Source organism: Synechococcus sp. UW69, from assembly GCF_900474185.1.
Lineage (GTDB): Bacteria > Cyanobacteriota > Cyanobacteriia > PCC-6307 > Cyanobiaceae > Parasynechococcus.
Genome location: NZ_UCNW01000009.1, coordinates 288,988 through 315,808, shown reverse-complemented (window position 1 = coordinate 315,808; position 26,821 = coordinate 288,988). Strand labels below are relative to the sequence as shown.

Sequence of the window (26,821 nt, the reverse complement as noted above, 5' to 3'; positions counted from 1 at the left end):
ACCTCCCACAAGCTGCGGAAGCCCGCACCTCGGCCGCAACCCATGACACTGACGCTGCCCACCCCTGATGCCGGCGACACGGCGCGGCAGCGTTTCGCGCTTGAACTGTTGCTGCAGCAGCCTGTTCCGGGACCGGACCAGTTGCTGGCAAGCCGCAACCTGCTGGACGAGGCCCTCCCGGACATTGGCCTCGATCAGTGGCGAGCACTCCAGGCCATGCCGATCGCAATCGGTGCTGACCACCTCGACATCGCCATTCCCAGTCAGTGGCGTGACCAGGAATGGCACCACCTGATCGATCAGCTGCCAGAACAACAGCGCACGATCCGCCTGCACCCAGCCATCGAAGCGGATCTGCAGCGGGCCTTGCATGCAGAAGTGAACCTTTCGCCGCAAAGCGATACGACACCTCCGCAGATCAAAGAGGCTCATGCACCTGCTCCTGCGGAGACCGCCGGGCCTCCACAAACAAGCACTGACGAAATCAGCACTGAATCCTTTCTGGAGGGATTCAACACCGATGGGGTGCTGGAGAACGATGAGGGCGAGGAGAGCCAGCAAGCCCAGGACGCTATTGACCTGGAAACGAGGCTGAAGGATGCGGAAGCTTCGCCGGTGGTGACCCTGGTGGACCGAATCCTGCTGCAAGCGATGTCAATCAATGCCAGCGACATCCACGTGGAACCACAACAGAAGGGTCTGCGTCTGCGGTTCCGCCAGGACGGGGTGCTTCAGCAATACGTCGAACCGCTCCCCAGTCGGCTCATTCCCGCGGTGACATCCCGTTTCAAGATCCTGGCGGATCTTGATATCGCCGAGCGTCGTCAGGCCCAGGACGGCCGCATCCGCCGCAAATACCGCGATCGGGTGGTTGATTTCCGGGTCAACACTCTGCCCAGTCGCTTCGGCGAAAAGGTCTGTTTGCGCCTGCTGGACAGCGGTGCAACACAGCTGGGCTTGGACAAACTGATCAGTGATCCCGACGCCTTGGCACTGGTTAGGGATCTGGGCTCCAAGCCCTTCGGAATGATCCTGGTCACCGGACCAACAGGATCCGGCAAGTCCACCACGCTTTATTCACTCCTGGCCGAGCGCAACGATCCGGGCATCAACATCTCCACGGTGGAGGACCCGATCGAATACACCCTGCCGGGCATCACCCAATGCCAGGTGAACCGTGAGAAGGGCTTCGATTTCGCCACGGCACTGCGGGCCTTCATGCGCCAGGACCCAGACGTTCTGCTGGTGGGAGAAACCCGTGATCTGGAAACAGCCAAAACCGCGATTGAGGCAGCACTCACCGGTCACCTAGTGCTCAGCACCCTGCATGCCAACGATGCGCCGAGCACCATTGCACGACTGGACGAAATGGGCGTAGAGCCGTTCATGGTGTCGGCCTCTCTCATCGGGATCGTCTCCCAGCGTTTGCTGCGACGGGTCTGCCCGCACTGCCGCGAGCCCTACCAACCCGGAGAGCAGGAGCTGGGGCGCTTCGGGCTGATGGCGAGCCGTGAAACCCAGGTCACCTTCTTCAAGGCTCACCATCACGGTCCCGGCGAACAGGTCTGCTCCCACTGCAAAGGAAGTGGTTACAAGGGACGTGTCGGGGTCTACGAGGTACTGCGCATCCAGGACGACATGGCCACTGCCATCTCCAGAGGCGCCAGCACTGATGTGATCCGACAGCTGGCCCTTGAATCAGGGATGGTGACCCTGCTGGGCTACAGCCTCGAACTGGTGCGAAAGGGCGAAACAACGCTGGAAGAGGTGGGGCGCATGGTGCTGACGGATTCCGGACTGGAATCCGAGCGCAGAGCCCGTGCCCTCAGCACAATGACTTGTGAAGGATGCGGAGCCGGTCTGCAGGAAGGCTGGCTCGAATGCCCTTATTGCCTTACACCACGCCACTGAGGAGCCGGTCATGGATCTGATGATCGAAGACCTGATGGAACAACTGGTGAAGGGCGGTGGAAGCGATCTTCACCTCGCCACCGGTCAACCGCCCTACGGCCGCTTCAGCGGCGAGCTTCGGCCGATGACGGATCGGCCGCTGGCCGAGGAGGACTGCAACAAGCTGATCTTCTCGATGCTCAACAACAGCCAGCGCAAGACGCTGGAACAGACTTGGGAACTGGACTGCGCCTACGGCCTGAAGGGCGTTGCACGCTTCCGCGTCAACGTTTACCGCCAGAAAGGAAGCTATGCCGCCTGCCTAAGGGCCCTCGGCAGCAAGATCCCCAGCGTTGAATTGCTCAACCTTCCACCAGTGGTGCTGGAGACCAGCGCGCGGCCCCGGGGGCTTGTGCTGGTAACTGGTCCCACCGGATCCGGAAAGACCACCACCCTGGCGGCACTGCTTGATCACATCAACCACACCCGCAGCGAACACATCCTCACAATCGAAGACCCGATCGAATTCGTGTACCAGAGCGACAAAAGCCTGGTACATCAACGTCAGCTGAACGAAGACACCCGCAGCTTCGCCAACGCCTTGCGGGCCGCACTGCGAGAAGACCCAGACGTGATCCTGGTGGGTGAGATGCGGGATCTCGAAACCATCCAACTTGCCGTGAGTGCTGCTGAAACCGGACATCTCGTCTTCGGCACCCTCCACACCAGCTCAGCAGCACAGACCGTGGACCGCATGGTCGACGTTTTCCCACCGGAACAACAAACGCAGATCCGTGTGCAGCTCTCGGGCAGCTTGGTGGCTGTGTTTTCCCAAACCCTCTGCCGACGTCAGAACCCTGCAGAAGGACAGTTCGGTCGCGTGATGGCGCAGGAAATCCTGATCAACACCCCCGCCACCGCCAACCTGATCCGAGAGGGGAAAACGGCACAGCTCTACTCGCAGATTCAGACCGGCGGAGAACAAGGCATGCAAACGCTGGAAAAAGCCTTGGCTGACCTCGTCAATCAAGGGAGTGTTTCCAAAGCGGAAGCCATGGGCAAAGCCTCCAAACCATCAGAACTTGAACGCCTTCTGACGAACTGAAGCTTGAAATGCCAACCTTCAACGTCAAAATCGAAAAAGCAGATGGAACGATTGAGGATCTGATCGTTGAATCAAAATCACCGCTGAATGCAAAAAACTATTTAAGAAGACGCGGATTCAAACCCCTTGACGTTCAGATCAGCAGGTCCAACACGTCCGGCATCGTTAAACCAAGAGAACGTGACTACATCGCCACTTGTCAGCTCAAAAATGGCACAAAAACGACAATCGAAATAAGCGCCACAAGCGAAATTGCCGCACGCCGAGAGTTGCGTCGACGTGGCCAACGCGTGCTCAAACTTGAACCAGCCCAAAGACAGACAAGATCAACAAAAATTGACACGAAAGAAGTAACAACATCAATTCTTCCTGAATCAAAAACCAAGACACAACGTGCTGAAAAGAAAGGATCAGCAATGCAGTCGCTTGAACGTCTTTTTGAACGCCCTCCAGGAGTCAAGGAAAAGGCAATTTGGGCGAGCAAACTCTCAGCACTTGTGGATGCAGGAGTTCCGATCGTTCGAGGCCTTGACTTAATGGCGACTCAGCAGAAGCTGCCTTTGTTCCGACGGGCATTGAGCGAACTGAGCTCAGACGTCAATCAAGGCGTGGCGATGGGAACGGCCATGAGGGCCAACAGCAAGGTGTTTGACCAGCTCACCATTGCCATGGTGGAAGCCGGAGAAGCCGGTGGTGTGCTGGATGAAGCCCTTAAGCGACTAGCCAAATTGCTCGAGGACAACGCGAAACTTCAGAACCAAATCAAGGGAGCCTTGGGCTATCCCGTGGCGGTGCTGGTGATCGCCATCCTTGTGTTCCTGGGCATGACCATCTTTCTGATCCCGACCTTCGCGGGAATCTTCGAAGACTTGGGCGCTGAGCTTCCGGCCTTCACCCAACTGCTCGTTGATTTGAGCGAACTGCTGCGATCGCCTGTAGCGCTCTACGCAGCCGGAGCCATTCTGGTTTCCATCTGGCTGCTCGGCCGGTTCTATGCCACCCACAACGGCCGTCGGACGATCGATCGCCTGGTGCTGAAACTTCCGCTCTTCGGAGAACTGATTCTGATGACGGCGACAGCTCAGTTCTGTCGAATCTTCAGTTCGCTCACCCGTGCGGGCGTACCGATTTTGATGTCGATGGAGATCTCGAGCGAAACCGCCGGCAACTCGATCATTTCCGACGCCATCCTGGCGTCGCGAGGCATGGTGCAGGAGGGAGTGCTTTTAAGCAATGCCCTCATCCGCCACAAGGTGCTGCCGGACATGGCCCTGAACATGCTGGCCATCGGCGAGGAAACCGGTGAGATGGACAAGATGCTCAGCAAGGTGGCGGACTTCTATGAAGACGAAGTCGGAGCCATGGTCAAGGCGCTCACCTCAATGCTCGAGCCCGCAATGATTGTGGTGGTGGGCGGCATCGTGGGCTCCATCCTGCTGGCGATGTACCTGCCGATGTTCACCGTGTTTGATCAGATTCAGTGAGCGCGACGCCCATCGCCTGGCCCGCCAACCAACCGCCGCTCCAGCAGGCCTGAAAGTTGAAACCGCCGGTCACCCCGTCCACATCCAGCAGTTCACCAGCCAGGTAAAGACCGGAGCAGCGGCGGCTCTCCATCGTGGCCAGGTTGACGTCCCCCAAAGCGACACCTCCGGCGGTGACGAACTCCTCCCCGAACGGCCCACGCCCCTGGATCGACAAACTCTGCGCGCAGAGCAGCTCCACCATTTGACGCTCCGTCTTGATCGGCAAGTCGGCCCAACGACGCTCAGCTTCCACCCCGGCCATGGTCAGAAAGGCGTGCCACAGCCTCCGTGGCAGATGGTCCAGGGGCTTCGCTGCTGAAAGGGTTCGCCGGGCCTGCTCCTTACGCCATTGGTGAAACCGCTGGGTCAGCCCCGAACGACCCAACCCAGCACTCCAATCCAGCTTCAGCTCCCCCTTGTATCGGCTCTGATGCAAGGCCCTGGCGGCAAAGGCTGAGAGGCGCAGCGTGGCCGGACCACTCAGACCACGGTGGGTGATCAACACCCGCCCGGTCTGGCGGAAACGCTCGGTGCCCAGCTTCAGATCAAGACCCACATCATCGATGGCAATGCCACTGCAGGCCGTCAGGGCCGGCGCCTGCAGCGTGAGGCTGAACAGCGATGGCACGGGTGGCACCACCTGGTGGCCGAGGGCCTCCGCCAGTTTTCGACCACTGGGATGCCCGCCCGTAGCCAGCATCAAGCAGCGTGCATGCATAGGCTCCAGGCCGCGGCCCTCGAGCACAAAGCCACCCTCGGGGTGAACGCGCACCTGCTGGACCATCGCCTTGGTTCGAAGCTGAACACCAGACGCCCTTGCCGCCTTCTGCAGGCACTGGATCACTACCTCGGAACGGTTCTGCTGCGGGAACATCCGTCCATCGGGTTCCTCCACCAGCGTGAGCCCATGCTCGTCAAACCAAGCGATCGCATCACCGCAAGCGAAGCGGCTGAAGGGGCCCCGCAAGGGTCGACTACCACGGGGGTAATGGGTGGCTAGTTCACGGGGGTCCCAGCAGGCATGAGTCACATTGCAGCGACCGCCGCCGCTGATGCGCACCTTCTGGAGCGGCTCTGGGGTGCCTTCGAGAATCAGCACACGTTGTAGCCCCTGCTCGGCAGCCGTGATCGCTGCCATGTATCCGGCAGGTCCACCGCCAACGACGATCAGATCAAGCGGGCTGGAAGCGGAGGGCGACACCGTTGTTGCAGTAGCGCTTGCCGGTAGGTCGAGGTCCGTCATTGAACACGTGGCCCTGGTGCCCACCGCAGCGGCTGCAGTGGTATTCCGTGCGCGGCAGGATCAATTTGAAATCTACTTTCGTGGCGATGGCACCATCCAGGGGCTGCCAGAAGCTGGGCCAGCCGGTGCCGCTGTCGAATTTGGCTTCCGAGGAAAACAGCGCCGCATCACAACCTGCGCAGTGATAAGTGCCAGAGCGCTTCTCACCGTTGAGCGGGCTAGTGAAGGGTCGTTCTGTTCCCTCATTGCGAAGCACGTCATAGGCCTGGGGAGATAAGCGCTCACGCCACTGGTCGGCATCGAGATCCCATGACGAATCAGCAGCTTTGGACGCTGCCAGCACAGCCTGAGGTCTCCAGAGACTGCCAAAAACACCTGCCATCGCCGCCAACAGCAGCGATCGACGGGACAGAACGGCGGCACTCAAGCTCATCGATGCTGACGGGGGAATCTCGAGCGGTTCTAATGGATTGATGACCGCCGCCGGATCCAACGCTGCCTACCGCTTCAGTGTGGCGCCGATGCTGGATTGCACCGACCGTCACTTCCGGGTGCTGATGCGGCAGATCAGCCGCAGAGCTCTGCTCTACAGCGAAATGGTCGTGGCCCAGGCGCTCCACCACAGCAAGCGACGCAACAAGCTGCTGGATTTCGATCCTGTTGAACATCCGATCGCACTGCAGGTGGGCGGCGACGATCCAGCCCTGCTGGCAGAAGCCGCACGCCTGGCTCAGGACTGGGGCTACGACGAGATCAACCTCAATGTGGGCTGTCCCAGTCAGAAGGTGCAGGCCGGCAATTTCGGAGCCTGTCTGATGGCGGAGCCGGATCTTGTCGCCCGCTGCGTGGAAGCCATGGTGGACGCGGGGGGACTCCCTGTGACCGTGAAGCATCGGATTGGAATTGACGACCTCGACAGCGACGCGTTGCTGACGAACTTTGTGGATCGTGTGGCGCTGGCAGGGGCCAGCCGCTTCGCTGTTCATGCGCGTAAGGCCTGGCTGGAGGGCCTGGATCCCAAGCAGAACCGAACGATTCCTGCGCTCAGGCATGACCGCGTGCATGCCCTAAAGCAGCGCCGACCCGATCTGGTGATTGAACTCAATGGGGGGCTGGAGTCACCTGAAGACTGCCTTTTGGCGCTGGAAGGGTGCGATGGCGCCATGGTGGGGCGAGCCGCTTATAGCCATCCCCTGCGCTGGACCAGCGTCGATGCCTTGATCTTCGGAGAAGAGGAACGCCAGATCCTGGCGTCAGACGTCGTGGACGGCCTGCTTCCCCATGCGGCCGCTCATCTGGAGCGAGGAGGACGTTTATGGGACCTTTGCCGTCACCTTGTGCAGCTCGTGGAAGGCGTCCGAGGTGCCCGGCACTGGCGCCGGGAGCTGGGAGAGAAAGCCCAGCGACCCGGAGCCGACCTCAGTGTCCTGGTCCATGCCTGGCAACAGCTCAAGGACGCAGGACTCTGATCAACAACTGGCGTCAGCCCTGAGCTCCGCCGTAACCGGAATAGTCATCACCACCACTGGAGGATCCACGGCGACGACGGCTTCGGCCTTCGTCGTAGGCATTGCCTTCTCCACTGTTGTTATCGCGGGCTCCATAGCTGCGATCTTCCCAGCCGCGAGCTCCGGAGGGGCGATCACCACCACCGCCACCGCCGTAGCCGCCACCACCGCCACCGCCGTAGCCGCCACCACCGCCGTAGCCGCCACCACCGCCACCGCCGTAGCCGCCACCACCGCCACCGCCGTAGCCGCCACCGCCACGACGGGGAGCACTGCCCCGGGGTTCAGCTTTGTTGATCCGCAGAGGACGGCCCATCAGTTCTGCACCCTGAAGACCCTCAATCGCTGCGTCTTCGGTGGACTCATCCGCCATCTCGATGAACGCAAAACCACGCTTGCGTCCTGTATCCCGCTCGAGCGGCAACGCACAGTTAGACACTTCACCGAACTGGGCAAACAGTTCAATCACATCTTCCTGCTCAGCGCGGAAGGGAAGGTTGCCGACAAAAATGCTCACGTTTTGCGTGGACCGGGTACGAAACAGTGGACCGAAGAGGCCTGGAATATTGCCATCGGGCCATGACTCCGGAACGAAGTGACATACCTCTGGCTAATTAAGCGTAGACCCGTTTATGGGGGAGAGTCATCCCACCGCTTGACTTCCGTTGTAACGCTGTAACCAGCGCTGAAGCTGTTCATCAACACGCTCAAATCCCGTTCCCCCTTCACTGCGACGAGCAGCCACAACCGCCCGGGGAGCCAGGGCGTCATGCAGATCCGCCTCAAAGGCTGGATGGAGTTCCTTCCAGGCACTCAGATCAAGGTCCCGCAACAAACAACCCTGCTCGAGACAGCGCCGAACGACAGCGCCAACCAATTGATAGGCCTCGCGAAATGGAACACCACGAGCCACCAGATAGTCAGCCACATCGGTTGCATTGGAGAAATCCTGCTCCACCGCTTCATTGAGGCGCTCGACTCTGAAATCAAGGCCTTCCTCAAACAAAATCGCCATCGCCTCAACACAATCACGTGTTGTGCGGAAGGCATCAAACAGGGCCTCCTTGTCTTCCTGAAAATCCTTGTTGTAGGCCAGTGGAAGACCCTTGATCATGGTTAACAACCCCTGCAAGTGCCCGAAGACGCGACCGGTTTTGCCCCGCACCAATTCGGGAACATCTGGATTTTTCTTCTGAGGCATCAGGCTGCTGCCCGTGGCACAGCGGTCGCTGAGCCTCACGAAGCCAAATTCCTCGGACGCCCAGGCGATCACCTCTTCCGCCAGACGGCTCAGATGCACCATCACCAGGGACGCAGCAGCAGAGAACTCAACGCAGAAATCACGGTCGCTGACGGCATCAAGGCTGTTGGCATAAACCGCTGAAAAACCAAGCTCCTTCGCCGTGCGCTGGCGATCAATCGGCACCGGTGTACCCGCCAGTGCAGCAGCCCCAAGCGGGCAGATGTTCACGCGTTTCCGCACATCCTGGAGCCGCTCACGGTCGCGCTCCAACATCTCGACGTAGGCGAGGAGGTGATGGGCGAGACAGAGCGGTTGCGCCCGCTGCAGATGGGTGTACCCGGGGATCATCGTGCGGCGATGACGATCCGCCTGGGTCAGCAGCGCACCCTGCAACCGCTGCAGATCCTGATCCAGACCATCCAGCCGTCGACGCAGCCAGAGCCGTAAATCGGTACCGACCTGATCGTTGCGGCTGCGTCCGGTGTGCAGCTTCTTGCCCACTGGACCCAGCAGAGCAATGAGACGACGTTCCACAGCGAAGTGAACATCCTCATCCGCCAAACCGGGCTGAAAACTGCCGGACGCCGCCTCAGCACGAACTGTCTCAAGGCCCTCCACCAGTTGCTCAGCTTCCGCCTCGGTGATCACTCCCGCGCCAGCCAACATCCGGGCATGAGCGATCGATCCATCCAGATCCTCCTGAAGCAACGTGAGGTCAAAACCGATGGAGGCATTGAACGCCTCGATGAAGGGATGCAAACCCTGCTCAAAACGATCGCTCCAGGTCCCTGCAGCACCACCGGTCACCCCACCAGCCATCAGTTCATCCGTCGATTTCCTCAGCTTGTCAGGCGATTGACCGTCCCTGCACACTCGGCAACGTGACCGCTTCCGGAACCTTCAGCACCACAAGGGAAGCGTCATCCTCCAGCTGGCGATCCGAACCCACAAATCGATCCAAGCGTTCAAACAGGCTTTCAAGAATCCCCTGCGCCCCCTGACCACTGCGACATGCCGTTTCAAGGGCACGAATCAGCCGCGCCTCATCAAAACGATCTCCAGTGATCCCCGGTGCTTCCGTCACGCCATCGGTGTAATAGAGCAACACGTCTCCCGGTTCGAGCCGAACCTCACCAAGGGCAAACTCAGCCTCAGGCTGAAGACCGATCAGCAACCCTGCGGCATCCAGCCGCATGATCACCCGTCGTTCAGCACGCCAGAGCAAGGGAGGGTTATGGGCCGCGTTGGCATAGCGCAACCGCAACGTGCGCGGATCCAGATCGGAATAAAACAGCGTCACAAACCGGTGGGATTGCGCGAGGTCCTCTTGAGCCAACTGGTTGAGGTCATGAAGAATCCGGTCCGGCGGCAGCCCACTGAGAACCTCAGCACGCAGCATCCCGCGCAACATCGTCATCAGCAGCCCGGCAGGAACGCCTTTGCCCATGACATCTCCCATCACCAGCGCCCAACGACCCCGCTCTCGACGACGGCCGATCAGTTCCGGACGGGTGGGAATGAAGTCGTAGTAATCACCGCCCACCTGAAAAGCAGGCCGGCACCGCGCAGCCAAGTCGACGCCCTCGATCACGGGGCACCGATCCGGCAACAACTGGGCCTGAATGTCTGCTCCGATGCTGAGTTGTCGGTCGACCCGCTCATGACGGCGGGCATCCTGCAGCATCTGATCGTTTTCGATCGCAACACCAGCGAGATCCGCCACCAACTGGACATGCCGACGATGCACCTCGGTCCAGACCAATGAACCGTTGCGGGCATAGACGTAAAGGCGGCCCCGCGACCGACCACGGGCCGTCACAGACGTGGCAAACAGACCCGCTTTGGGAAGGCAGCGTTGGACCAGACGATCAAGCGCCAGCACCTGCTGGTCGTCGCTGCCAAACCCTGCTGCAGACCCAGGTTCAAAAGCGGCCAGCCGCCGCAACAGATCCTGTGAAGGCTCCACCGGAATACCCTGCAACTGATCACGCCAGAGGCGACCATCCGTCTGAAACGGAACCAGCAGGGCACCCTCAACCCCCACCAGACGCGAGGCCACGACAGGCACAAGCTCAAGAAACCGTTGAAGATTGGTGAAGCTGCGCAGAGCAAACCCCAAGGAGACCAACAGGTCCTGGTTGCGGCGCTGTTCGCTGCTGAGGCTGTCAAAAAGCTGACGCAACGAGTCGATCGCCTGGGGCGAAGGATTCCCGGTCCGCTGCGAGGGCCTGGGATGACGTCCGGGAGGCTTGCTGCTCAACCTCGCACCACCGTGATCCGCAAGGTAGCAACGCTTCAGCGTCCAGCCAGCAGAGCCTCAATGAATTCAAAACTGTTGAAGGGGCGCAAATCGCGAATCCCCTCACCAGCGCCAATAAAACGAATCGGCAAGCCAGCCTCAGACGACACCGCCAGAGCCACGCCGCCACGGGCTGTGCCGTCCAGTTTCGTGATCACAACGCCAGTGAGCCCGGCCGCCTCAGCAAAGGCCATGGCCTGACGAAGCCCGTTCTGACCCTGGCTTGCATCAAGAACCAGCAACGATTCGACCTTCGCCTCCGGCGCCAAACGGTCGATGATCTTCCTGACTTTTTGGAGTTCCTCCATCAGGTTGTGCTTGGTCTGCAGCCGTCCGGCCGTGTCCACCAGCAGCAAATCCGACCCCCGCGAACGGGCCGCACCGATGGCATCGAACACAACGGCAGCTGGATCCGCATTGCTGCTGGGGTTCGACACCACGGGGACATCGCTGCGCTCGCCCCAGATCTCAACTTGCTGGACAGCAGCAGCACGGAAGGTATCTGCGGCCGCGATTAAAGCCGAATAACCGCTGCGAACAGCCAGGTTGGCCAATTTCCCAAGGGTCGTTGTCTTACCAACCCCATTCACCCCCACCATCAACCAGATGTTGAGGCGATCCCGTTCCGGCGCCAGAAGGGGAACACCACTGGCCTGGATCGGCGCATCCAACAGGCCACGCAGCTGTTCTTTGAGGAAGCGAATCCCTTCTTGAGGGTCAACCACCTCCTGATTCATCCGCTGCCGCAAGGCATCCAGCACCTGATCGGTGGCCTGGACGCCAGCATCAGCCCTCAACAACAAGGTTTCGAGATCGTCGAGAACCTCAGGCGTCAGCGGATCGTCACCAAGGTTCTCGAGAAGACCGGTCACAAAACCCTGACGGGTCTTCTCGAGGCCGCGGCGAAGCCGGCCCAACCAATCAATTTCCTCGAGGGAAACCTGATCAACACGACGCCCTTGGGCCGCAAGCACCTCAGCCGACCAAGTGAAATCCTGATCAAAGTCACCCAGCCGTGGCTCATCCGAGTCGACGGTGGGCTCGGGCGCTGGAGCCGGAGTGGGTGCAGGGGGAGCCTCGAAGGCTCTGTTGTCCAGATCCTGCTGACGCTGCTGGCGTTGAGCTGCGGCTTGCTCCAGCAACGACAGCCCTTGTGCTGGTGCTGGGGATGGCGTCTGAGTTGGTGGCTGACTCGGTAGCGGGGACGGAGTCGGTAGGGATACCGGTGCCGGTGCCGGGGTTGGTTCGGGACTCGGCTCAGGAGTGGGCTCGGGGACAGCGTCAGCTGGAGGCGTCGCGGCCTGCTGCTGTGCCTTCAAGCGGGCGTAAGCCTCACGGGCCCAAGCCAGGGCCTCGTCTTCCTCCTCGTTGACTTCAGGAACTGGGGTCGGCTCTGGTTGGGTGACAGCAACTTCAGAAGAAACCGACGTGGGCTCCTGAGTGGGCTCCGGGGCAGGAGACGGCTCCGATGTAGGCGCCGGGGTGGGCGTCGGCTCTGGCTTCGGAGACTCCTCAGCCTGTCGTTCGAACCAGTTGAACACCATCAGGCTGATGCTTTGGATTGAGCGTCATGAAACCGGCGCAAGACACCGTTAATCATCCGGCGACCCTGCTCATCGCTGTAACGGTTGGCCAGTTCAACCGCTTCGTTAAACGCCACCGGGGCTGGAGTTCGCAGGCTTTCAAGATCAACAACAGCCAACCGGAGGATGTCGCGGTCAATCCGCGGAAGACGCGTCAGTCTCCAGCCCTCCATCACCTGATCCAGCCGTGTGTCGATGCCCTCGCGCTGGGTCAGCACCTTCTGAACCCGCTCCATGGCACCACGGCGAATCTGCTCCTGGTCCCCGAGCAACAACAGCCGAGGCAACTCAAGGCTGGCGGACAATCCGTTCAGCACCTGTTCAGCGGCACTCAAGGATGAGCGCAGATGGGTGCGCACAGCGTCATGGGTTCCGGTTTCGCCCTGCTGCAACTCGCTGTCCAGCAATGACTGCTGCGCCTGCTCCAGCTCTGCAGCACTGGCATCGAGCGATTCGCGCCAATGCTGGGTGAGGGTGTCGAGGGCCTGATCAAGGATGGAATCAAGGGCCAAATCAGCCACTGAGGCTGACTTCTGTTCCGGCACCTGACCGAGCACGAGCAGAGCTAGCTCGCGTGAAAGAGATCGTGTCGCCATGACTCAGCTGGAAGGAGATGCAGAAGCCCGCAACTGGGCCATGAGGCTGGAGAAACTTCGATTCACGGGTGCTTCCCGATCATCGGGGTTGACGATGCCAGCAGAAATGATCGTTCGGAAGGCCTCTTCAACACTGATCTCAAGCTCCCGGACGGACCCCGCAGGAACAAGGGTGTACCAACCGGTGGTTGGATTCGGAGCGGTGGGAATGAACACACTTAAAAGAGGCTCCTTCAGATCGGACTGCAGCGAGGGACCAACCTCACCGGTCACAAAACCGACGCTGAATAACCCCTCTCTTGGGTACTCCACCAGAACAACTCGACGGAACCGGGTGGAGTTGTCGCGAAGAAAGGTCTCCAGTAACTGCTTCAGGGTCTTGTAAACCGACCCAGCGAGGGGGATCCGGCTCAGGGTGCCTTCACCGAACTCCAACAACCAGCGGCCAACGATATTTCGGGCCATTAATCCGATCAGGAGGATGCCCATCAGAGGCACCGTGAGACCGAGAGCCAGATTGATCAGATCCTGAAGCAGTGGGTTCAGGGTGATGAAGGGATTGAACTGCTTCGGGATCGAGGTCAAGAACGCCAGAACGAAGCGACTGACGATTGTTGACAACCAGATCGTGGTCGCGAGTGGGATCACCACGAGCAACCCTGCGATCAGGTCGTTCTTCAGATCCTGCCGAAGCCTTGCGGACAGCGGCAGATCAGGTCTGGGATTGGACTGGACCAAGGAGCCTCTGCGCCCAGCTTTGAATGAAGTCTGACCAACCTAACCAGCGGTCAGAGCACTGCCGTGAAAGCAAGGAGCACAAAAGCGACGGCGAGGACCACAGCATTGATGGTTCCGCCAATGAACCTCTGCCTGGATTCGCGTGTCTGGCCGGCCTCAACGGTCTTGAGTTGCTCCTCCATCTGTGCGATCTGATCGTCAACCATCGTTTCGGCAGCCCGCAACTTGTCCTCATCGGAGGCATCCGCGGCGAGTTGACCAGCCTGAGCCAGCTGCTCACCCAGGGACGTCACCTGCGCTTCATCGGCGCGGAAGGCCCGAGCATCCTTGAGGGCTTCGCGGCCCTGCTCAAGATTGCGCAAACGGGCAACGTCACCTGCTCCACCATCCATCGACATGGGAACGGCAATCACCATGCCGAGAGCTAACAGTGCTGAACAAACGGCGACCAGCAGGCGCAGAGGACTGCGCTGCTGCTGAGGGTGATCCAGCCGGGACCCAATCAGGCAGATCAGCAAACCGGCAAAACCCAGAGGAGCCAAGGCCACCAGGGGGCCGGTGACCTGCGGGCGGGGAGCATCCGCGCTCCAGTCGACGCCCACCAAAACAGCCACCATCTGCAACACGAGGATCACCACAAGGGTCAAGCCGAGCCACCGCAGCAAGGGTGCAAATCGTCCTGTCTCGGTGCCGGTCACAAAGAAGATGCTTAATAGCGCCCAACACTAAGGTCGATGCAAGGGCATGTCACCGATCAACAGACGCGGTTAAGTCAGGCCCTGAAGCGCCGCGCCGCCGAGGAGGGCTTCAATCCTGTTGGGATTGCCAGGATCCCGGGAAGTCCACGGCTGCAGCTGCGTACGGAAGCTCTACAGCGTTGGTTGGACCATGGGCATCAGGCCGACATGGCCTGGATGGCGGCCCCCCGACGTCGAGATCCAACACTTTTGTTGGAAGGACTCACCAGCGTGCTTGCCGTCGGCCTCAACTATTTCGTCAAAGACCAACCCTCCCCCGGATCCCTCAAGGTCGCCCGCTATGGCTGGGGACGGGACTACCACCGTGTTGTTGATCAACGGCTCCGGAGGATTGGTCGTTGGCTATCGGAACAGCGGCCCGAATGTGGCTGGCGAGCCTGTGTGGACGCTGCACCGCTGCTGGACAAGGCCTGGGCCGAGGAAGCCGGGCTGGGCTGGATCGGCAAGAACAGCAATCTGATTCACCCCCAACGGGGCTCGTGGATGGTGATCGGCCATCTCCTAACCACGGAGCCCCTGGACGCCGACCCACCAGCGCGAAGCCTCTGTGGACGCTGCACCGCCTGCATGGATGCATGCCCGACGGATGCGATCCGTGAACCTTTTGTGGTGGATGCAAGGCGCTGCCTGGCCTTTCACACAATCGAAAACCGAGCGGAGGCTCTACCGGAGAGCATTCGCGCTGCCCTTGGCCCATGGGTGGCGGGGTGTGACATCTGCCAAGACGTCTGCCCCTGGAACCATCGGACATTGCCCCACAGCAACGATCCCGATGTGCAGCCGCGCCCGTGGCTGCTGAACCTGCACCGGAACGACGTCCAGCACTGGGATGACAAGGTCTGGGACCAGAACCTGCGAGGGTCGGCATTACGGCGGATAAAACCCTGGATGTGGCGCCGCAATGCCGCTGCAGCACAACCGGATCCCACACCTACGCTTTAGCCACTCCAACAACGAACCAGTGCTGCGTCGAATTCGCTTCAGTCGAACGCTGGCGGCTGCATTGATGGTCCTCAGCGGTTGGTTCGGCGCGCCGGCAGCCAACGCCCTCATTCCCTACGTCTATCTGCCCACCGAAGAGGAGCTCAAAGGCTCATCGATCGGAATCGGACGTACCGCTGCACAGCTGCTTCAACTGGGGCAGCCTGAACAAGCAGCAAAACTTGCAGCTTTAGCAGTTCGACTGGATCCAAACGACGAAAGGTTCTGGTCGGTTCTGGCTGAAGCGCAATTGCGTAGTAACGATCTTGAAGGGGCAAGTCAGTCACTTGCTCGCGCCAAGTCTCTGAAACCGGAAAAGGCCGGCCTTTGGTTTGCCGAAGCAGCGATCGCCCTACGGGCGGAAAAACCTAATGATGCAGTGCCTCTCATCACTAGAGGACTTCAACTGGATCCAGAAAACGCTGCGGCCTATTTCGACCTCGGCAACGCCAGGATCATGCAGAACAATTTCCCGCTGGCGCTGAAATCGTTCGAAAAAGCCACGGCACTGAAACCGAACTTTTGGGAAGCACTCAACAACCAATCCCTGGTTCTTTATGAGATGGGAGAGCTTGATGAAGCAATTCGCCGCTGGCGCAGAGTTCTGACCATTGAAAACAATGCAGAACCCATGCTGGCTCTGGCCGCAGCTCTGCACCAACAGGGTGAGCAGACAGAAGCGATCCAGCTGGCATCAACAGCACTGGCCCAAAACCCCAACTACGTCTTGCCAATGCACCAAGCGGAACAGCTCTGGGGTCGTCGCATCCGTGAAGCGACGGCACAATTGCTCGGTGAGCCGGAGCTCACCAACATTGTTGAACGGGCCCAAGCCAACGCAACGTGGAAGAAAAGCCAGTGATCATCTGTAGGCTGAGCGCCTTCCGGTCGGAGATCGACAGACCGAATGGCTGAGGAGCGCGTTCAACCGATCGCTCTGCATCAGGAGATGCAGCGCTCCTACCTCGAATACGCGATGAGCGTGATCGTGGGTCGGGCGTTGCCCGATGCCCGCGATGGTCTCAAGCCCGTCCAACGACGCATCCTCTACGCGATGCAGGAACTGGGGCTCACCCCAGACCGTCCTTACCGCAAATGCGCGAGGGTCGTTGGTGACGTGCTGGGCAAGTACCACCCCCACGGTGATCAGGCGGTTTACGACGCCCTGGTGCGGCTTGTTCAGACCTTCTCCAGCCGTCACCCACTGCTGGACGGCCACGGCAATTTCGGCTCGGTGGACGACGACCCACCGGCGGCGATGCGGTACACCGAAACCCGCCTGGCGCCCATCTCCCACCAGGCGATGCTTGAGGAGATCGGTGAAGACACGGTTGATTTTGCGCCGAACTTCGATGGATCCCAACAGGAACCCACCGTTCTGCCTGCCCAGCTCCCCTTCCTGCTGCTGAACGGCTGCTCTGGCATCGCCGTCGGCATGGCCACCAGCATTCCGCCACACAATCTGGGAGAAGTGGTGGATGGTCTGATCACCCTGATCCGGAAGCCGGAAGTGAGTGACGAGAAACTTCTGGAACTGATCCCAGGGCCGGACTTTCCAACCGGCGGTGAAGTGCTGATCAGCTCGGGGCTACAGGACACCTATTTGCGTGGACGCGGCAGTATCCCGATGCGAGGCGTCGCCCACATCGAAGAAGTGCAACCCGGCAAGGGGCGCCACAAGCGCAATGCCGTTGTCGTCACGGAATTGCCATACCAGCTCAGCAAGGCCGGCTGGATTGAAAAGCTGGCCGAGTCCGTCAACGACGGAAAGATCGGTGGAATCGCCGATATCCGTGACGAAAGCGACCGGGAAGGCATGCGCGTTGTGGTGGAACTGCGCCGTGATGCGGATCCAGACAAGGTTTTGAAGGATCTGCAACGACGAACGGCTCTGCAGAGCAACTTCGGAGCCATCCTGCTGGCCCTTGTTGATGGACAACCCCAGCAGCTTTCCTTACGCCAACTGCTGCAGACCTTTCTCGATTTCAGGGAACTGACCCTGATTAGACGCACCAGTCATGCGCTCCGCAAGACAGAAGACAGGCTTGACGTCGTAGAAGGACTGATCACGGCCCTGAACAATCTTCAGGCCGTGATCGCCATGATTCAAGAGGCCAATGACGCTGCATCGGCCCGCGCGAGCTTGATGGTGCGGCTCGACCTCAGCGAACGACAGGCGGATGCAGTGTTGGCCATGCCCCTCAGGCGCCTGACGGGACTCGAGCAGGAAAGCCTGCGACAGGAGCTGGATGAACTGCGGGCGGAACGTCAACGCCTCAAGTTGCTGCTCGACAACCGGGATCAATTGCTGGACGCGATGGTGACGGAACTCAAGGGGTTGAAGAAGCGCTTCAGCACCCCCCGTCGAACCCGACTCGTGGAAGGTGGCGATGCACTGATGGCCGAACGGGCAGCCAGCCAACGGCCGAATACAGAACTCCTGCGTCAGCAGGCCCTATCCGCATTGCCTGGGGATGGTCGGGTGCTGATCCAAGCCGATGGACAAGTAAAAATCGTCACCCCTCAGGTGCTGGGCCGCCTCCATCTCAATGATCCTTGCCCAATTGGCGACGCACCGTCTCCGGCACAGGTGATCCTGCCGATCGAACCCCCACCGAGACTGCTGGCGGTGAGTGCCGGCGGCCGCATTGCTCAAGTGCGCTGGGAATTTGCCGGACAACAGCCTGGTCAGATCGGGCGTTTCCTGCCCACCGGCCTTGATGGAGACCGCATCGTCTCCCTTCTGTCGCTGCCCCACCAAAACACAGATGATCACAGTCTGGGCTTACTCAGCAGCGATGGTCGCTTCAAACGAATTCCTCTGAGCGAGGTCGTGGACCTTTCCGGTCGAGCCACAAGCGTTCTCAAATTGAAGGAAGGCGTCGAGCTCAACACTGCTGTGATCTGCCGCGACCAGGGAACACTGGTTCTGATCAGCGACATCGGTCGGCTCTTGCGTCTGCGCGTCACCGAGGACTCCCTTCCATTGATGGGTCGATTGGCACAGGGACCCATGACCATGCGATTGCTGCCAGGGGAACAGATCATCGGAGCTGTCTGCGCAGAACAGACACCACTCATGCTGATCAGCCAACAAGGGTGGATCAGCCGTGTCGATTGCTCAGGCCTGCGATACAACCAACGCGGCGATCTCGGCAGCATGGCCGTTGAGATTGACACCGAATCTGATCGTCTTGTCGGGATCAGCGATCAAACCGGACTCATGGGAGTGCGGACAAGCAAAGAGCGTCACGGGCGCATGGATCCGGACGACATCAACATCACACAACCAGGGGAAAGATTAAGCCAACAAACTTCTCTTCAGAATGGTGAAACAATCGTTGAAGTGATCAACACAATTCAACTGAACAGCTGATCATCAGGAGCTGCAATTCTGCTCCAACCACCCGAAATACTCTTCATCAATACCACCAGTTACATAATGCCCATCAAAACAAGACATCTCTAGATCCTTGATGTCGGTATTTTCGACAATGCTTTCCAGCAAATTCTCAACGGTCTGATAAACAACATGATCAGCACCAAGAACATCTGAAATGTCATCAATTGTTCGACCATGGGCAAGAAGTTCCGCCCTGGTCGGCATATTGATTCCATAAACATTGGGATAGCGGACAGGGGGAGCCGCTGATGTAAATGTCACCTTATTGGCGCCGGCACTACGCGCCATCTGAACAATTTCGCGGGAGGTAGTACCGCGAACAATAGAATCATCGACAATTAACACATTCTTGCCGGCGAATTCAGTACCAAGGGCATTTAGTTTCTGACGTACTGATTTTTTTCGTTCCGCCTGACCCGGCATAATAAAGGTTCGACCGACATAGCGGTTCTTATAAAAACCTTCGCGATAGTCAAGACCCAATTGCTTGGCGACCTGCATCGCAGACGGCCTCGCTGAATCCGGAATCGGCATCACAACATCGATATCTCCAGCCGGTAATGTTTCAGAAATCGTTTTAGCAAGACGATCACCCATCCTTAAACGCGACTCATAGACTGAAATACCGTTCATTAAAGAATCCGGCCGTGCCAGATAGACGTACTCAAAAGCACAAGGAATCAACCGAGGAGAATCTGCACACTGACGCTGGTGCAAGTTGGCATTGACATCGATAAATACGGCCTCACCAGGATCAACATCGCGAACGATCTCGTAGCCACTGTTTTCAATCACCAACGACTCACTAGCGACAATCCACTCCTCCTGACCCTGGTCGGATAAACGCCTACCCAAAATCAGAGGACGAATTCCATAGGGATCACGGAACGCCAGCATTCCATGACCCGCAATCAGAGCAATGGCCGCATAGGAGCCCTGAACGCGGTGATGCAGAGATGCCACCGCATCAAACAACTGATCGGGCGTGAGATCTCGACCCGTGAGCTGAGATTGAACCTCGGTAGCCAACACATTGAGCAACATCTCCGTATCGCTCGTCGAATTTGTATGACGACGATCAATCCTGAATAGATCCTGCTCGAGCTGAAGAGTGTTGGTGAGATTACCGTTGTGAACAAAGGTGATGCCATAGGGAGCATTCACATAAAAAGGCTGAACTTCCTCCTCAGAAGCAGCAGCACCACGGGTCGCATAGCGAACATGACCGATACCAGCATTGCCCAAAAGCTTTCGCATGTCTCGGGTGCGAAACGCTTCACGCACACGTCCCTTTTGTTTGTGCACATGGAAGGTGTGATTGTCCATCGTGACAATCCCAGCCGAATCCTGCCCACGGTGCTGAAGCAGAAGCAGATTGTCGTAGATTTGTTGGTTGACTGAGTCAACACAGAACATGCCGATAATGCCGCACATGATGAATCCGTAGACAGAGAGAAAAGGAAGAGAATCGGCCGTCAGGAAACGCCTGACTCAATCACTCCGAATGAATCCGTCGGGGCAACGCATCACGGAAGACAGCTGCGCACCGTTCAACCTCAAGATCGAACTGAACTGCAGATTCAGATCGGATCACCACGCGAGGCTCCGCTGTGACGCTGCCAAGCGAGGTGACAGAGAGTCCTGCACGGGCTCCGATCAACTGCTCCCAGCCAGGGAGGCAGGCTGCGTTCACAGACACAATGACGCGACTGCCGCCTTCAGCGAAAAGCACCCGATCCAAACGCGCTGAACCTGTCGTCAACGTCACATTGATGCCGAGATCAGAAGCAATGCAAGATTCAACCAAAGCCACAGCGAGACCACCATCACTGCAGTCATGGGCGGAGGCCAGCAGACCCTGAGCAATGGCCTCACGAACCAGACACCCCACTGCGGCTTCGACAACGAGATCGGGCTGGGGCGGACGTCCTGCCAGCGACCCAAGGCTCTGCTGCTGATAAGCACTGCCCGCCAAACCAAGGCTGGGATCTGCAACATCATCCGGCGGAACGCCGATGAGAAAGATTGAATCGCCGGGCTGCTGCCAAGCCAAACCAGTCACACGACTGATGTCGTCCACACAACCAACCATGCCGATCACCGGCGTGGGATGAATCGGCTGCATCGTGCCGTCATCCTGTTTGGTCTCGTTGTACAAGGAGACATTCCCGCCGGTAACGGGGGTATTAAGAGCCCGGCAGGCGTCGGAAATCCCCCGACAGGCCATGGCCAACTGCCAAAACCCCTTCGGCGTTTCCGGTGAAGGGAAATTGAGGTTGTCGGTGACCGCCAGGGGATCAGCTCCCACACAACTGAGGTTGCGTGCTGCTTCAGCGACGGCCGCCTGCGCACCACGTTCGGGGTCAAGAGCGACCCAACGGTTGGGGCAGTCCACCGTGGCGGCAACACCACGGTTGGACGCAGCCATCGATCCGTCACCCTGCTGAGGTCTCAGCCGCACCACAGCGGCATCGGCTGCGCCGGATGACACCACTGTGTTGGCCAACACCTGCTGGTCGTACTGACGGTGAACCCAGTGCTTGCTCGCGATGGTGGGATCGTCCAAGAGCTGAAGCAGAGCTGCAGCTGCATCGCTCAGCTCGGGAAGCTCCTGCTCAGTCCAGCTCCAGAGGGCCTGAAGATCCGCCGGGGGCTCCTGCAACAGAGCATGTTTTTCGATCGGGGTGTCATCGGCAAGAGCTGTGGCGGGCACCTCAGCAGCAACAGCACCGTGATGCAACACCCGCACAATCGGCTCCTGGAGCACTTTGCCCACAACCGCCGCCTGCAATCCCCAGCGACGGAACCGCTGCATCAGCGCCTCCTCCCGCCCGGCCTTGACCACGAACAACATCCGTTCCTGGGATTCCGACAACAGAAACTCGTAAGCCGTCATCCCGGTTTCACGGGCCGGAACACGGTCGAGATCCAGCTCCACCCCCAGACCCCCTTTGGCGGCCATTTCCGAACAGCTGCAGGTGAGCCCAGCAGCACCCATGTCCTGCGCTGCCACCACATCACCACTGGCAAAGGCCTCAAGACAAGCTTCGATCAGCCCTTTCTCCTGAAACGGATCACCCACTTGAACAGCGGGGCGATCATCCAAGGAATCGGCACTCAGCTCAGCACTGGCAAAGCTGGCTCCGCCCATGCCATCCCGGCCGGTGGTACTGCCCACATAAACCACGGGATTGCCAACGCCGATCGCTCCGGATTTGACGATCTCCTCGGTCTCCATCAGACCGAGTGCCATGGCATTCACCAGGGGATTACCGGAATAGGAGGGGTCAAAGGCCACCTCACCGCCCACCGTCGGCACGCCGACGCAATTGCCGTAGTGGGCAATGCCAGCCACCACACCTTCCATCAGGCCAACATTGGCGGAGTCCTCAAGGGGACCAAAGCGCAGGGCATTCAGCAGCGCGATCGGACGGGCCCCCATCGTGAAGATGTCACGCAGGATCCCGCCCACCCCTGTTGCCGCCCCCTGAAAGGGTTCAACGGCGGAGGGGTGGTTATGGCTTTCGATCTTGAAGGCCAACCGGTGGCCCCCACCGAGATCGACCACGCCGGCATTTTCTCCAGGTCCTACCAAAATGCGCGGTCCCTCAGTGGGGAAACCACTCAGCAAGGGCCGGGAATTGCGATAGCAGCAATGTTCGGACCACATCACACCGAACATGCCCAACTCAGCTCGGTTCGGCTCACGACCGAGCCGCCGACAGATCTCATCCCAGTCACTGGGCTTAAGCCCTTCCTGCTTCAGGGCTGCAGCTATGTCGTACGCAGGGGAGGAAACCACGAATCGCGGAGCACCTCCCCCCAGTGTTGCCGACCGACCGTCAGACCCAGGGGTCTTCGTCCTGTCGGCGGCGGGGGGACGGAGTTTCCTCCCAGCTGTCGTCGTCCCAGACCTCAGATTCACGCTCAGAGACGGGCTCTGATTCGACGTCCCCTAGCGAAGAGCGGATGGGCTCTGGCCGCAGATCATCCATTGGTGAGTCCTCCAACCAACCCTCCAGGCGATCGCCAGCCCGATCACCCATGACGCGCAACTGGTCCCGCCAACGTTGGGTGCGTTGGAGCAGGTCTTGACGGACACTGGCGCGGGCCATCGGCAAATCATCCAATCCCATCAGGGCGGTTTGAATCTGACCCGGTTGCTGGTCAAGGATGCGATCCGGAGCCAAACGCCAGCGGGAACTCCCTGGAAGTCGCGGGTCGCTGCGGGCGATCAGATAGTGAAGAATCGCGCCGTCCGCTGGTCGGAAATCAAGATCAACAACGCTGCCAATTCGCTCACCATCACGATCAAGCAACGTTGCCTCCATCAACGTCGGCAAGCGTTCCAGCATCACCTGATCGGTGACCGCCGGTTCGCCGCGCACAAACACCTGCTGATCCGTAAAACCACAACATTGGTTCAAACGCCACACATCGCGAGACATACGCAGAGCTGACGGTCGGCTGACCCAACCCAGCAACCGATGCACGGGCGGATGCATCCAAGCCATCACCCCAGGTCCGTGATCCAAGCCCAGATCACAGCGGACGGTATGACTCAGAAGATCACTGAGGAGAAGCTGATCCGGAAGAGACACATCAGGAACGAATCTGAACGGGCATTACCAGATACGTGAAAGCTTCAGACGTTTCATCGGAACGAAGCACAGCCGGCGTGGTGGGTGCATTGCAGTGCAGAACAATCCGATCAGAGCCCATGGCTTTGAGACCATCCAGCAAATAGCGAACATTGAAAGCAATCTGCATGGCATCACCATCAAGGCTGGCTGGTAGTGACTCGGAGCCGCTGCCCACATCCTGTGCATCAGCACTGATCAACACAACACCCTCCTCAGGCTGACTGCTGAATTTCACGACGTTGTTGTGTTGATCAGCAAGAACAGCAATGCGTTCCAGAGCAGCAATCAATGAACGACGATCCATCCCGAACGTGCGGGTGAATCCATCGGGAATCAACTGGCCGTAATTGGGATAGGTGCCCTCCAGCGTGCGACTGGTGACCATCTGGTCGGCAGCGAGAAACACCACTTGGCCACGATCACAAAACAAACTGACGGGTTCATCGGAACGCCAGGACGCCATCAAACGCTCGACCTCTCGAAGAGAACGTGCGGGGAGGGTCACCGCGAAACCCTGTTCATCAACGGCATCAGCGATGGCCGCATCCTGCAGAGCGTCGTCAACATTGAGTACAGCAAGGCGGTGTCCATCGGTGGCAGCAGCTTCTAGAGCCCGCTGGTTGAACTTCAAATGAACACCGGTGAGCAGTTGCTTCGCTTCATCGCCGCTGCTCGCGAACAGGGTGCCCTTGAGCGCCTGCACCAACCGTTCAGGCTGAAGTTTGAGCGTCATGCCGCTCTCCACCATCGGGAGATCGGGGTAGTCATCAGCACTCATACCGCGCATCTGATAGCTCCCACTCAGGCTGGTGAGCTGAACCTGCTCGCCGGCATCTTCTACCGCGAGAGTGACCGGAGAATCGCTGGATAAACGGGAGACAATCTCTCCCAGCAATCGGGCCGGAAGCGTGATCGCTCCACTGGTTTCCACACTGGCGGCGAGAGAGGTCTGAATCCCCAGACTCAGATCGAATCCCGTCAGGCTGAGGCGATTGCTTCCAGCATCGGCCGTAAGCAACACATTGGCCAGAACCGGGTGGGTGGGCCGGGTTGCCACCGCACGGCTCACCAATTGCAAGGCGCTATTCAGTTCGGACTGTGAACAGACCACCTTCATCGTCCTGACGACCTGAGTGCGCTGAGGTGCCCCACCGTTTCACAGGCTGAGGGGAAGTGCAATGGCCAGCGCAACGGGATCCTCTTTTCGGCTGTTTTGTTCTTATGGATTTAAAAAAATAAAAATAAAACAGTCGTAGTAGGGCCTGGGGAAAAGGGGGAAAGCTGCTTGAAAGTCAGTGGTCAAGAGAGTTCTGCTTCACCAATGCTTGAGGAGAATTTTTTACGGAATGGGGAGTGCAGACCTGTTTTCCACGTCTTCACAGCAGGTGGAAAACCATCCACTTGGTCGGAGGAGTTGTTTTCACCTGTTTTCCACAGCGTGTGCATTCGGTTTTTGCTTGTTTTCTGCAGCCGCTTTGTCGGCTGGTTTTCTCCAATGGCCATGAAAAAGCCCCCGTTGGGGGGCTGGAGGACGTCGATGGAATGCCGTTTTAGAAGCCCATGACATTGGCAACGGTGTCGAGATCGGGATTGAGGTCGGTGTGGAAGGCGGCGTCGTTGTTGCTGATGGCGCAGTCGGGATCCTTGAGGCCGTTGCCGGTCAGAACGCAGACCACCGTTGAGCCAGCTGGTACTTCATCCTTGCGTTTGAGCAGGCCTGCCACAGATGCAGCACTGGCGGGTTCGCAGAAGATTCCCTCCTGACCGCCCAAGAGTTTGTAAGCCTCGATGATTTCCGCATCGGTGACATCCAGGAACGCTCCTTTGCTGGCTTCGCGTGCCGCCAGGGCCTTGGCTCGGTTGACTGGGTTGCCGATGCGGATGGCTGTGGCGATGGTTTCGGGGTCCGTCACCGTCGTGTTGTTCACCAGAGGAGCTGATCCGCTGGCCTGGAAGCCCATCATCCGGGGCAGGTTCCGGCTACGGCCCGCCTGCTGATATTCCTGAAAACCCATCCAATAGGCGGTGATATTTCCCGCGTTGCCCATGGGAATGCAAAGCCAGTCGGGTGCGTCTCCGAGGGCATCCACGATTTCGAAAGCAGCCGTCTTTTGGCCCTGAAGCCGGTAGGGGTTCACCGAGTTCACCAGGGTGACCGGATACTTCTCCGCCGCTTCCCGAACGATGTCCAGGGCACGATCGAAGTTGCCGCGGATCGCTAAGACCTCAGCGCCATACACCAGAGCTTGAGCCAGTTTTCCCTGGGCGACATAGCCATCAGGGATCAACACGAAGGCCCGCATTCCTCCCCGCCGGGCATAGGCCGCTGCTGCTGCACTGGTGTTGCCTGTGCTTGCACAGATCACCGCTTCACAACCGGCTTCCTTGGCTTTGCTGATGGCCATGGTCATGCCCCGGTCCTTGAAGGACCCTGTGGGATTCAGGCCGTCGTATTTCACGAACACTTTCACGCCCTTGCCGATCTGTTCCGCAATCGATGGCACGGGAATCAGAGGAGTGGCTCCCTCCCGAAGGGTGATCACCGGGGTTGCATCGGTGACGGGAAGCCAGCTGCGATAGGCCTCAATCAGTCCAGGCCAGTCCTGCATCACAGGGGTGGCAGTGAAACGCCGACGGAGGTTCTGAAACAGGGACACCGGCTGGGATGGGGGGATTTCCGGAATCTAGGCGGCGTCCGTTCAGGAATTGGTCAGGGTTGCGCGTCCTTCAGTCCGTCCAAGGGGGAGTCGGAGAAAAACTGCACCAGGCCGGCAATCGATTCCGCTTTCTCAATCACCCCAAACAAAGCTGGCAGGTTCACCGCCATAACGGCATTGGGATACCCCTTCAGAAAGCTCACAGCGGTGAGGCCTTCCTCGCTTTGCAATCCACTGATCACCCCTGCTCGGATCGCCGGAACACTCACCTCGGGTTCCGGTGTGTAGATGGGGTAGATGATGCGTGAAGCACGGCGCAGGATGGCTTCACCAATCCGTGTATTGATTAAACGGCTGGTCAGCACTAGTGGAAGTTCGAGGCTCTGATTGAGCATCCGCGATACCTCCTGAGGGTTCTGCCCGGAGAGTTCAAGCAGATTGCCCAGCAGGCCGATGGCTTCACCGGTCTCGGCCAGGTGTTCAAATTCCTTGACGGGAATCGAGCGGCGGAAGGCACCACTGACAAGGGCTACATCCGTGGCGGCATGCAGAGGTTGCATGACGCTGCTCCAACCGATTCCAAGTCCTGCCGCCGCGGCCAGCAGTGACGAACGGGTGAAGGGCTTGAGAAGCATCACGCTGACGGTG

The 26,821-nt window shown here is 59.1% G+C and carries 23 protein-coding genes; 7 read left to right on the top strand and 16 right to left on the bottom strand.

Annotation, left to right across the window (positions count from 1 at the left end; genetic code table 11):
- The first annotated feature begins 42 nt into the window (after window positions 1-42).
- The 3 genes from DXY29_RS09195 (at window position 43) to DXY29_RS09185 (ending at window position 4,479) form a co-directional block, all read left to right on the top strand.
- A complete protein-coding gene (locus tag DXY29_RS09195) occupies window positions 43-1,911 on the top strand; it encodes a GspE/PulE family protein (protein ID WP_115024725.1) in 1,869 nt (622 codons plus the stop codon).
- A gap of 10 nt (window positions 1,912-1,921) precedes the next feature.
- Entirely contained in the window at window positions 1,922-2,995 is a 1,074-nt protein-coding gene (locus tag DXY29_RS09190; protein WP_115024724.1) for a type IV pilus twitching motility protein PilT, read from the top strand.
- A 416-nt stretch (window positions 2,996-3,411) separates the two neighbouring features.
- Window positions 3,412-4,479, top strand: coding sequence for a type II secretion system F family protein (locus DXY29_RS09185; RefSeq protein ID WP_244279362.1), 1,068 nt, complete (start codon window positions 3,412-3,414; stop codon window positions 4,477-4,479).
- On the opposite strand, the gene DXY29_RS09180 is transcribed toward DXY29_RS09185, so the two are convergent.
- A complete protein-coding gene (locus DXY29_RS09180; RefSeq protein ID WP_115024723.1) occupies window positions 4,454-5,722 on the bottom strand; it encodes an NAD(P)/FAD-dependent oxidoreductase in 1,269 nt (422 codons plus the stop codon). The genes DXY29_RS09185 and DXY29_RS09180 overlap by 26 nt on opposite strands.
- Window positions 5,694-6,197, bottom strand: coding sequence for a peptide-methionine (R)-S-oxide reductase MsrB (msrB, locus tag DXY29_RS09175; RefSeq protein ID WP_115024722.1), 504 nt, complete (start codon window positions 6,195-6,197; stop codon window positions 5,694-5,696). The genes DXY29_RS09180 and msrB overlap by 29 nt, the downstream gene beginning before the upstream one ends.
- 40 nt (window positions 6,198-6,237) lie before the next feature.
- On the opposite strand from msrB, the gene dusA reads away from it, so the two are divergent.
- The gene (gene dusA / locus DXY29_RS09170; protein ID WP_115024721.1) at window positions 6,238-7,233 is read left to right on the top strand and encodes a tRNA dihydrouridine(20/20a) synthase DusA; all 996 of its coding nucleotides are present in this window, start codon (window positions 6,238-6,240) and stop codon (window positions 7,231-7,233) included.
- A 13-nt stretch (window positions 7,234-7,246) separates the two neighbouring features.
- Here dusA and DXY29_RS09165 read toward each other — a convergent pair whose 3' ends face one another.
- The 7 genes from DXY29_RS09165 to DXY29_RS09135 form a co-directional block, all read right to left on the bottom strand.
- Entirely contained in the window at window positions 7,247-7,789 is a 543-nt protein-coding gene (locus DXY29_RS09165; RefSeq protein WP_115024720.1) for an RNA-binding protein, read from the bottom strand.
- A gap of 126 nt (window positions 7,790-7,915) precedes the next feature.
- On the bottom strand, window positions 7,916-9,334 hold the full coding sequence (gene argH / locus DXY29_RS09160) for an argininosuccinate lyase (RefSeq protein ID WP_115025025.1): 1,419 nt from the start codon (window positions 9,332-9,334) through the stop codon (window positions 7,916-7,918).
- 28 nt (window positions 9,335-9,362) lie between these two features.
- Window positions 9,363-10,775 carry a PP2C family protein-serine/threonine phosphatase gene (locus tag DXY29_RS09155; RefSeq protein ID WP_115024719.1) on the bottom strand — a complete coding sequence of 471 codons (1,413 nt, stop codon included), beginning with the start codon at window positions 10,773-10,775 and terminating at the stop codon, window positions 9,363-9,365.
- A gap of 35 nt (window positions 10,776-10,810) precedes the next feature.
- Complete coding sequence (gene ftsY / locus DXY29_RS09150) at window positions 10,811-12,358, bottom strand: signal recognition particle-docking protein FtsY (protein WP_115024718.1); 1,548 nt, start codon at window positions 12,356-12,358, stop codon at window positions 10,811-10,813.
- Entirely contained in the window at window positions 12,358-12,993 is a 636-nt protein-coding gene (gene nusB / locus DXY29_RS09145) for a transcription antitermination factor NusB (RefSeq protein WP_115024717.1), read from the bottom strand. Before nusB ends, ftsY begins: the two co-directional genes overlap by 1 nt.
- Before the next feature lie 3 nt (window positions 12,994-12,996).
- Window positions 12,997-13,731 (bottom strand): DUF502 domain-containing protein, encoded by a 735-nt coding sequence (locus DXY29_RS09140; RefSeq protein ID WP_115024716.1) that lies wholly within the window; start codon window positions 13,729-13,731, stop codon window positions 12,997-12,999.
- Between the two features lie 50 nt (window positions 13,732-13,781).
- Complete coding sequence (locus tag DXY29_RS09135) at window positions 13,782-14,429, bottom strand: HpsJ family protein (protein ID WP_115024715.1); 648 nt, start codon at window positions 14,427-14,429, stop codon at window positions 13,782-13,784.
- Window positions 14,430-14,465: 36 nt separating this feature from the next.
- Between DXY29_RS09135 and queG the strand changes: the two genes are divergently transcribed.
- The 3 genes from queG to DXY29_RS09120 all read left to right on the top strand — a co-directional run bounded on the left by queG (window position 14,466) and on the right by DXY29_RS09120 (window position 18,846).
- On the top strand, window positions 14,466-15,431 hold the full coding sequence (gene queG, locus DXY29_RS09130) for a tRNA epoxyqueuosine(34) reductase QueG (protein WP_115024714.1): 966 nt from the start codon (window positions 14,466-14,468) through the stop codon (window positions 15,429-15,431).
- 64 nt (window positions 15,432-15,495) lie between these two features.
- On the top strand, window positions 15,496-16,332 hold the full coding sequence (locus DXY29_RS09125; RefSeq protein WP_115025024.1) for a tetratricopeptide repeat protein: 837 nt from the start codon (window positions 15,496-15,498) through the stop codon (window positions 16,330-16,332).
- 45 nt (window positions 16,333-16,377) lie between these two features.
- Complete coding sequence (locus tag DXY29_RS09120) at window positions 16,378-18,846, top strand: DNA topoisomerase (ATP-hydrolyzing) subunit A (RefSeq protein ID WP_115024713.1); 2,469 nt, start codon at window positions 16,378-16,380, stop codon at window positions 18,844-18,846.
- Window positions 18,847-18,849: 3 nt separating this feature from the next.
- Here DXY29_RS09120 and purF read toward each other — a convergent pair whose 3' ends face one another.
- From purF to DXY29_RS09085, 7 genes are all read right to left on the bottom strand, one after another.
- Window positions 18,850-20,307 carry an amidophosphoribosyltransferase gene (purF, locus tag DXY29_RS09115; RefSeq protein ID WP_115024712.1) on the bottom strand — a complete coding sequence of 486 codons (1,458 nt, stop codon included), beginning with the start codon at window positions 20,305-20,307 and terminating at the stop codon, window positions 18,850-18,852.
- Between the two features lie 61 nt (window positions 20,308-20,368).
- Complete coding sequence (gene purL / locus DXY29_RS09110) at window positions 20,369-22,675, bottom strand: phosphoribosylformylglycinamidine synthase subunit PurL (protein ID WP_115024711.1); 2,307 nt, start codon at window positions 22,673-22,675, stop codon at window positions 20,369-20,371.
- A gap of 40 nt (window positions 22,676-22,715) precedes the next feature.
- Window positions 22,716-23,474, bottom strand: coding sequence for an RNA methyltransferase (locus DXY29_RS09105; RefSeq protein ID WP_115024710.1), 759 nt, complete (start codon window positions 23,472-23,474; stop codon window positions 22,716-22,718).
- A gap of 1 nt (window position 23,475) precedes the next feature.
- Complete coding sequence (gene dnaN, locus DXY29_RS09100; RefSeq protein WP_115024709.1) at window positions 23,476-24,633, bottom strand: DNA polymerase III subunit beta; 1,158 nt, start codon at window positions 24,631-24,633, stop codon at window positions 23,476-23,478.
- A gap of 182 nt (window positions 24,634-24,815) precedes the next feature.
- A complete protein-coding gene (locus tag DXY29_RS13045; RefSeq protein ID WP_136987741.1) occupies window positions 24,816-25,019 on the bottom strand; it encodes a hypothetical protein in 204 nt (67 codons plus the stop codon).
- Between the two features lie 47 nt (window positions 25,020-25,066).
- Entirely contained in the window at window positions 25,067-26,125 is a 1,059-nt protein-coding gene (gene thrC, locus DXY29_RS09090) for a threonine synthase (protein WP_115024707.1), read from the bottom strand.
- Between the two features lie 101 nt (window positions 26,126-26,226).
- Entirely contained in the window at window positions 26,227-26,808 is a 582-nt protein-coding gene (locus DXY29_RS09085) for an alpha/beta hydrolase (RefSeq protein ID WP_115024706.1), read from the bottom strand.
- Window positions 26,809-26,821 lie beyond the last annotated feature (13 nt).

Coding starts and splice junctions, on each gene's coding strand:
- DXY29_RS13045 (WP_136987741.1), bottom strand. CDS start 25,019: ATGGCCATTGGAGAAAACCAGCCGACAAAGCGGCTGCAGAAAACAAGC.
- dusA (WP_115024721.1), top strand. CDS start 6,238: ATGACCGCCGCCGGATCCAACGCTGCCTACCGCTTCAGTGTGGCGCCG.
- DXY29_RS09125 (WP_115025024.1), top strand. CDS start 15,496: ATGGTCCTCAGCGGTTGGTTCGGCGCGCCGGCAGCCAACGCCCTCATT.
- DXY29_RS09085 (WP_115024706.1), bottom strand. CDS start 26,808: ATGCTTCTCAAGCCCTTCACCCGTTCGTCACTGCTGGCCGCGGCGGCA.
- msrB (WP_115024722.1), bottom strand. CDS start 6,197: ATGAGCTTGAGTGCCGCCGTTCTGTCCCGTCGATCGCTGCTGTTGGCG.
- dnaN (WP_115024709.1), bottom strand. CDS start 24,633: ATGAAGGTGGTCTGTTCACAGTCCGAACTGAATAGCGCCTTGCAATTG.
- DXY29_RS09120 (WP_115024713.1), top strand. CDS start 16,378: ATGGCTGAGGAGCGCGTTCAACCGATCGCTCTGCATCAGGAGATGCAG.
- queG (WP_115024714.1), top strand. CDS start 14,466: ATGCAAGGGCATGTCACCGATCAACAGACGCGGTTAAGTCAGGCCCTG.
- argH (WP_115025025.1), bottom strand. CDS start 9,334: ATGGCTGGTGGGGTGACCGGTGGTGCTGCAGGGACCTGGAGCGATCGT.
- DXY29_RS09190 (WP_115024724.1), top strand. CDS start 1,922: ATGGATCTGATGATCGAAGACCTGATGGAACAACTGGTGAAGGGCGGT.
- nusB (WP_115024717.1), bottom strand. CDS start 12,993: ATGGCGACACGATCTCTTTCACGCGAGCTAGCTCTGCTCGTGCTCGGT.
- ftsY (WP_115024718.1), bottom strand. CDS start 12,358: ATGGTGTTCAACTGGTTCGAACGACAGGCTGAGGAGTCTCCGAAGCCA.
- DXY29_RS09195 (WP_115024725.1), top strand. CDS start 43: ATGACACTGACGCTGCCCACCCCTGATGCCGGCGACACGGCGCGGCAG.
- thrC (WP_115024707.1), bottom strand. CDS start 26,125: ATGCAGGACTGGCCTGGACTGATTGAGGCCTATCGCAGCTGGCTTCCC.
- purF (WP_115024712.1), bottom strand. CDS start 20,307: ATGTGCGGCATTATCGGCATGTTCTGTGTTGACTCAGTCAACCAACAA.
- DXY29_RS09185 (WP_244279362.1), top strand. CDS start 3,412: ATGCAGTCGCTTGAACGTCTTTTTGAACGCCCTCCAGGAGTCAAGGAA.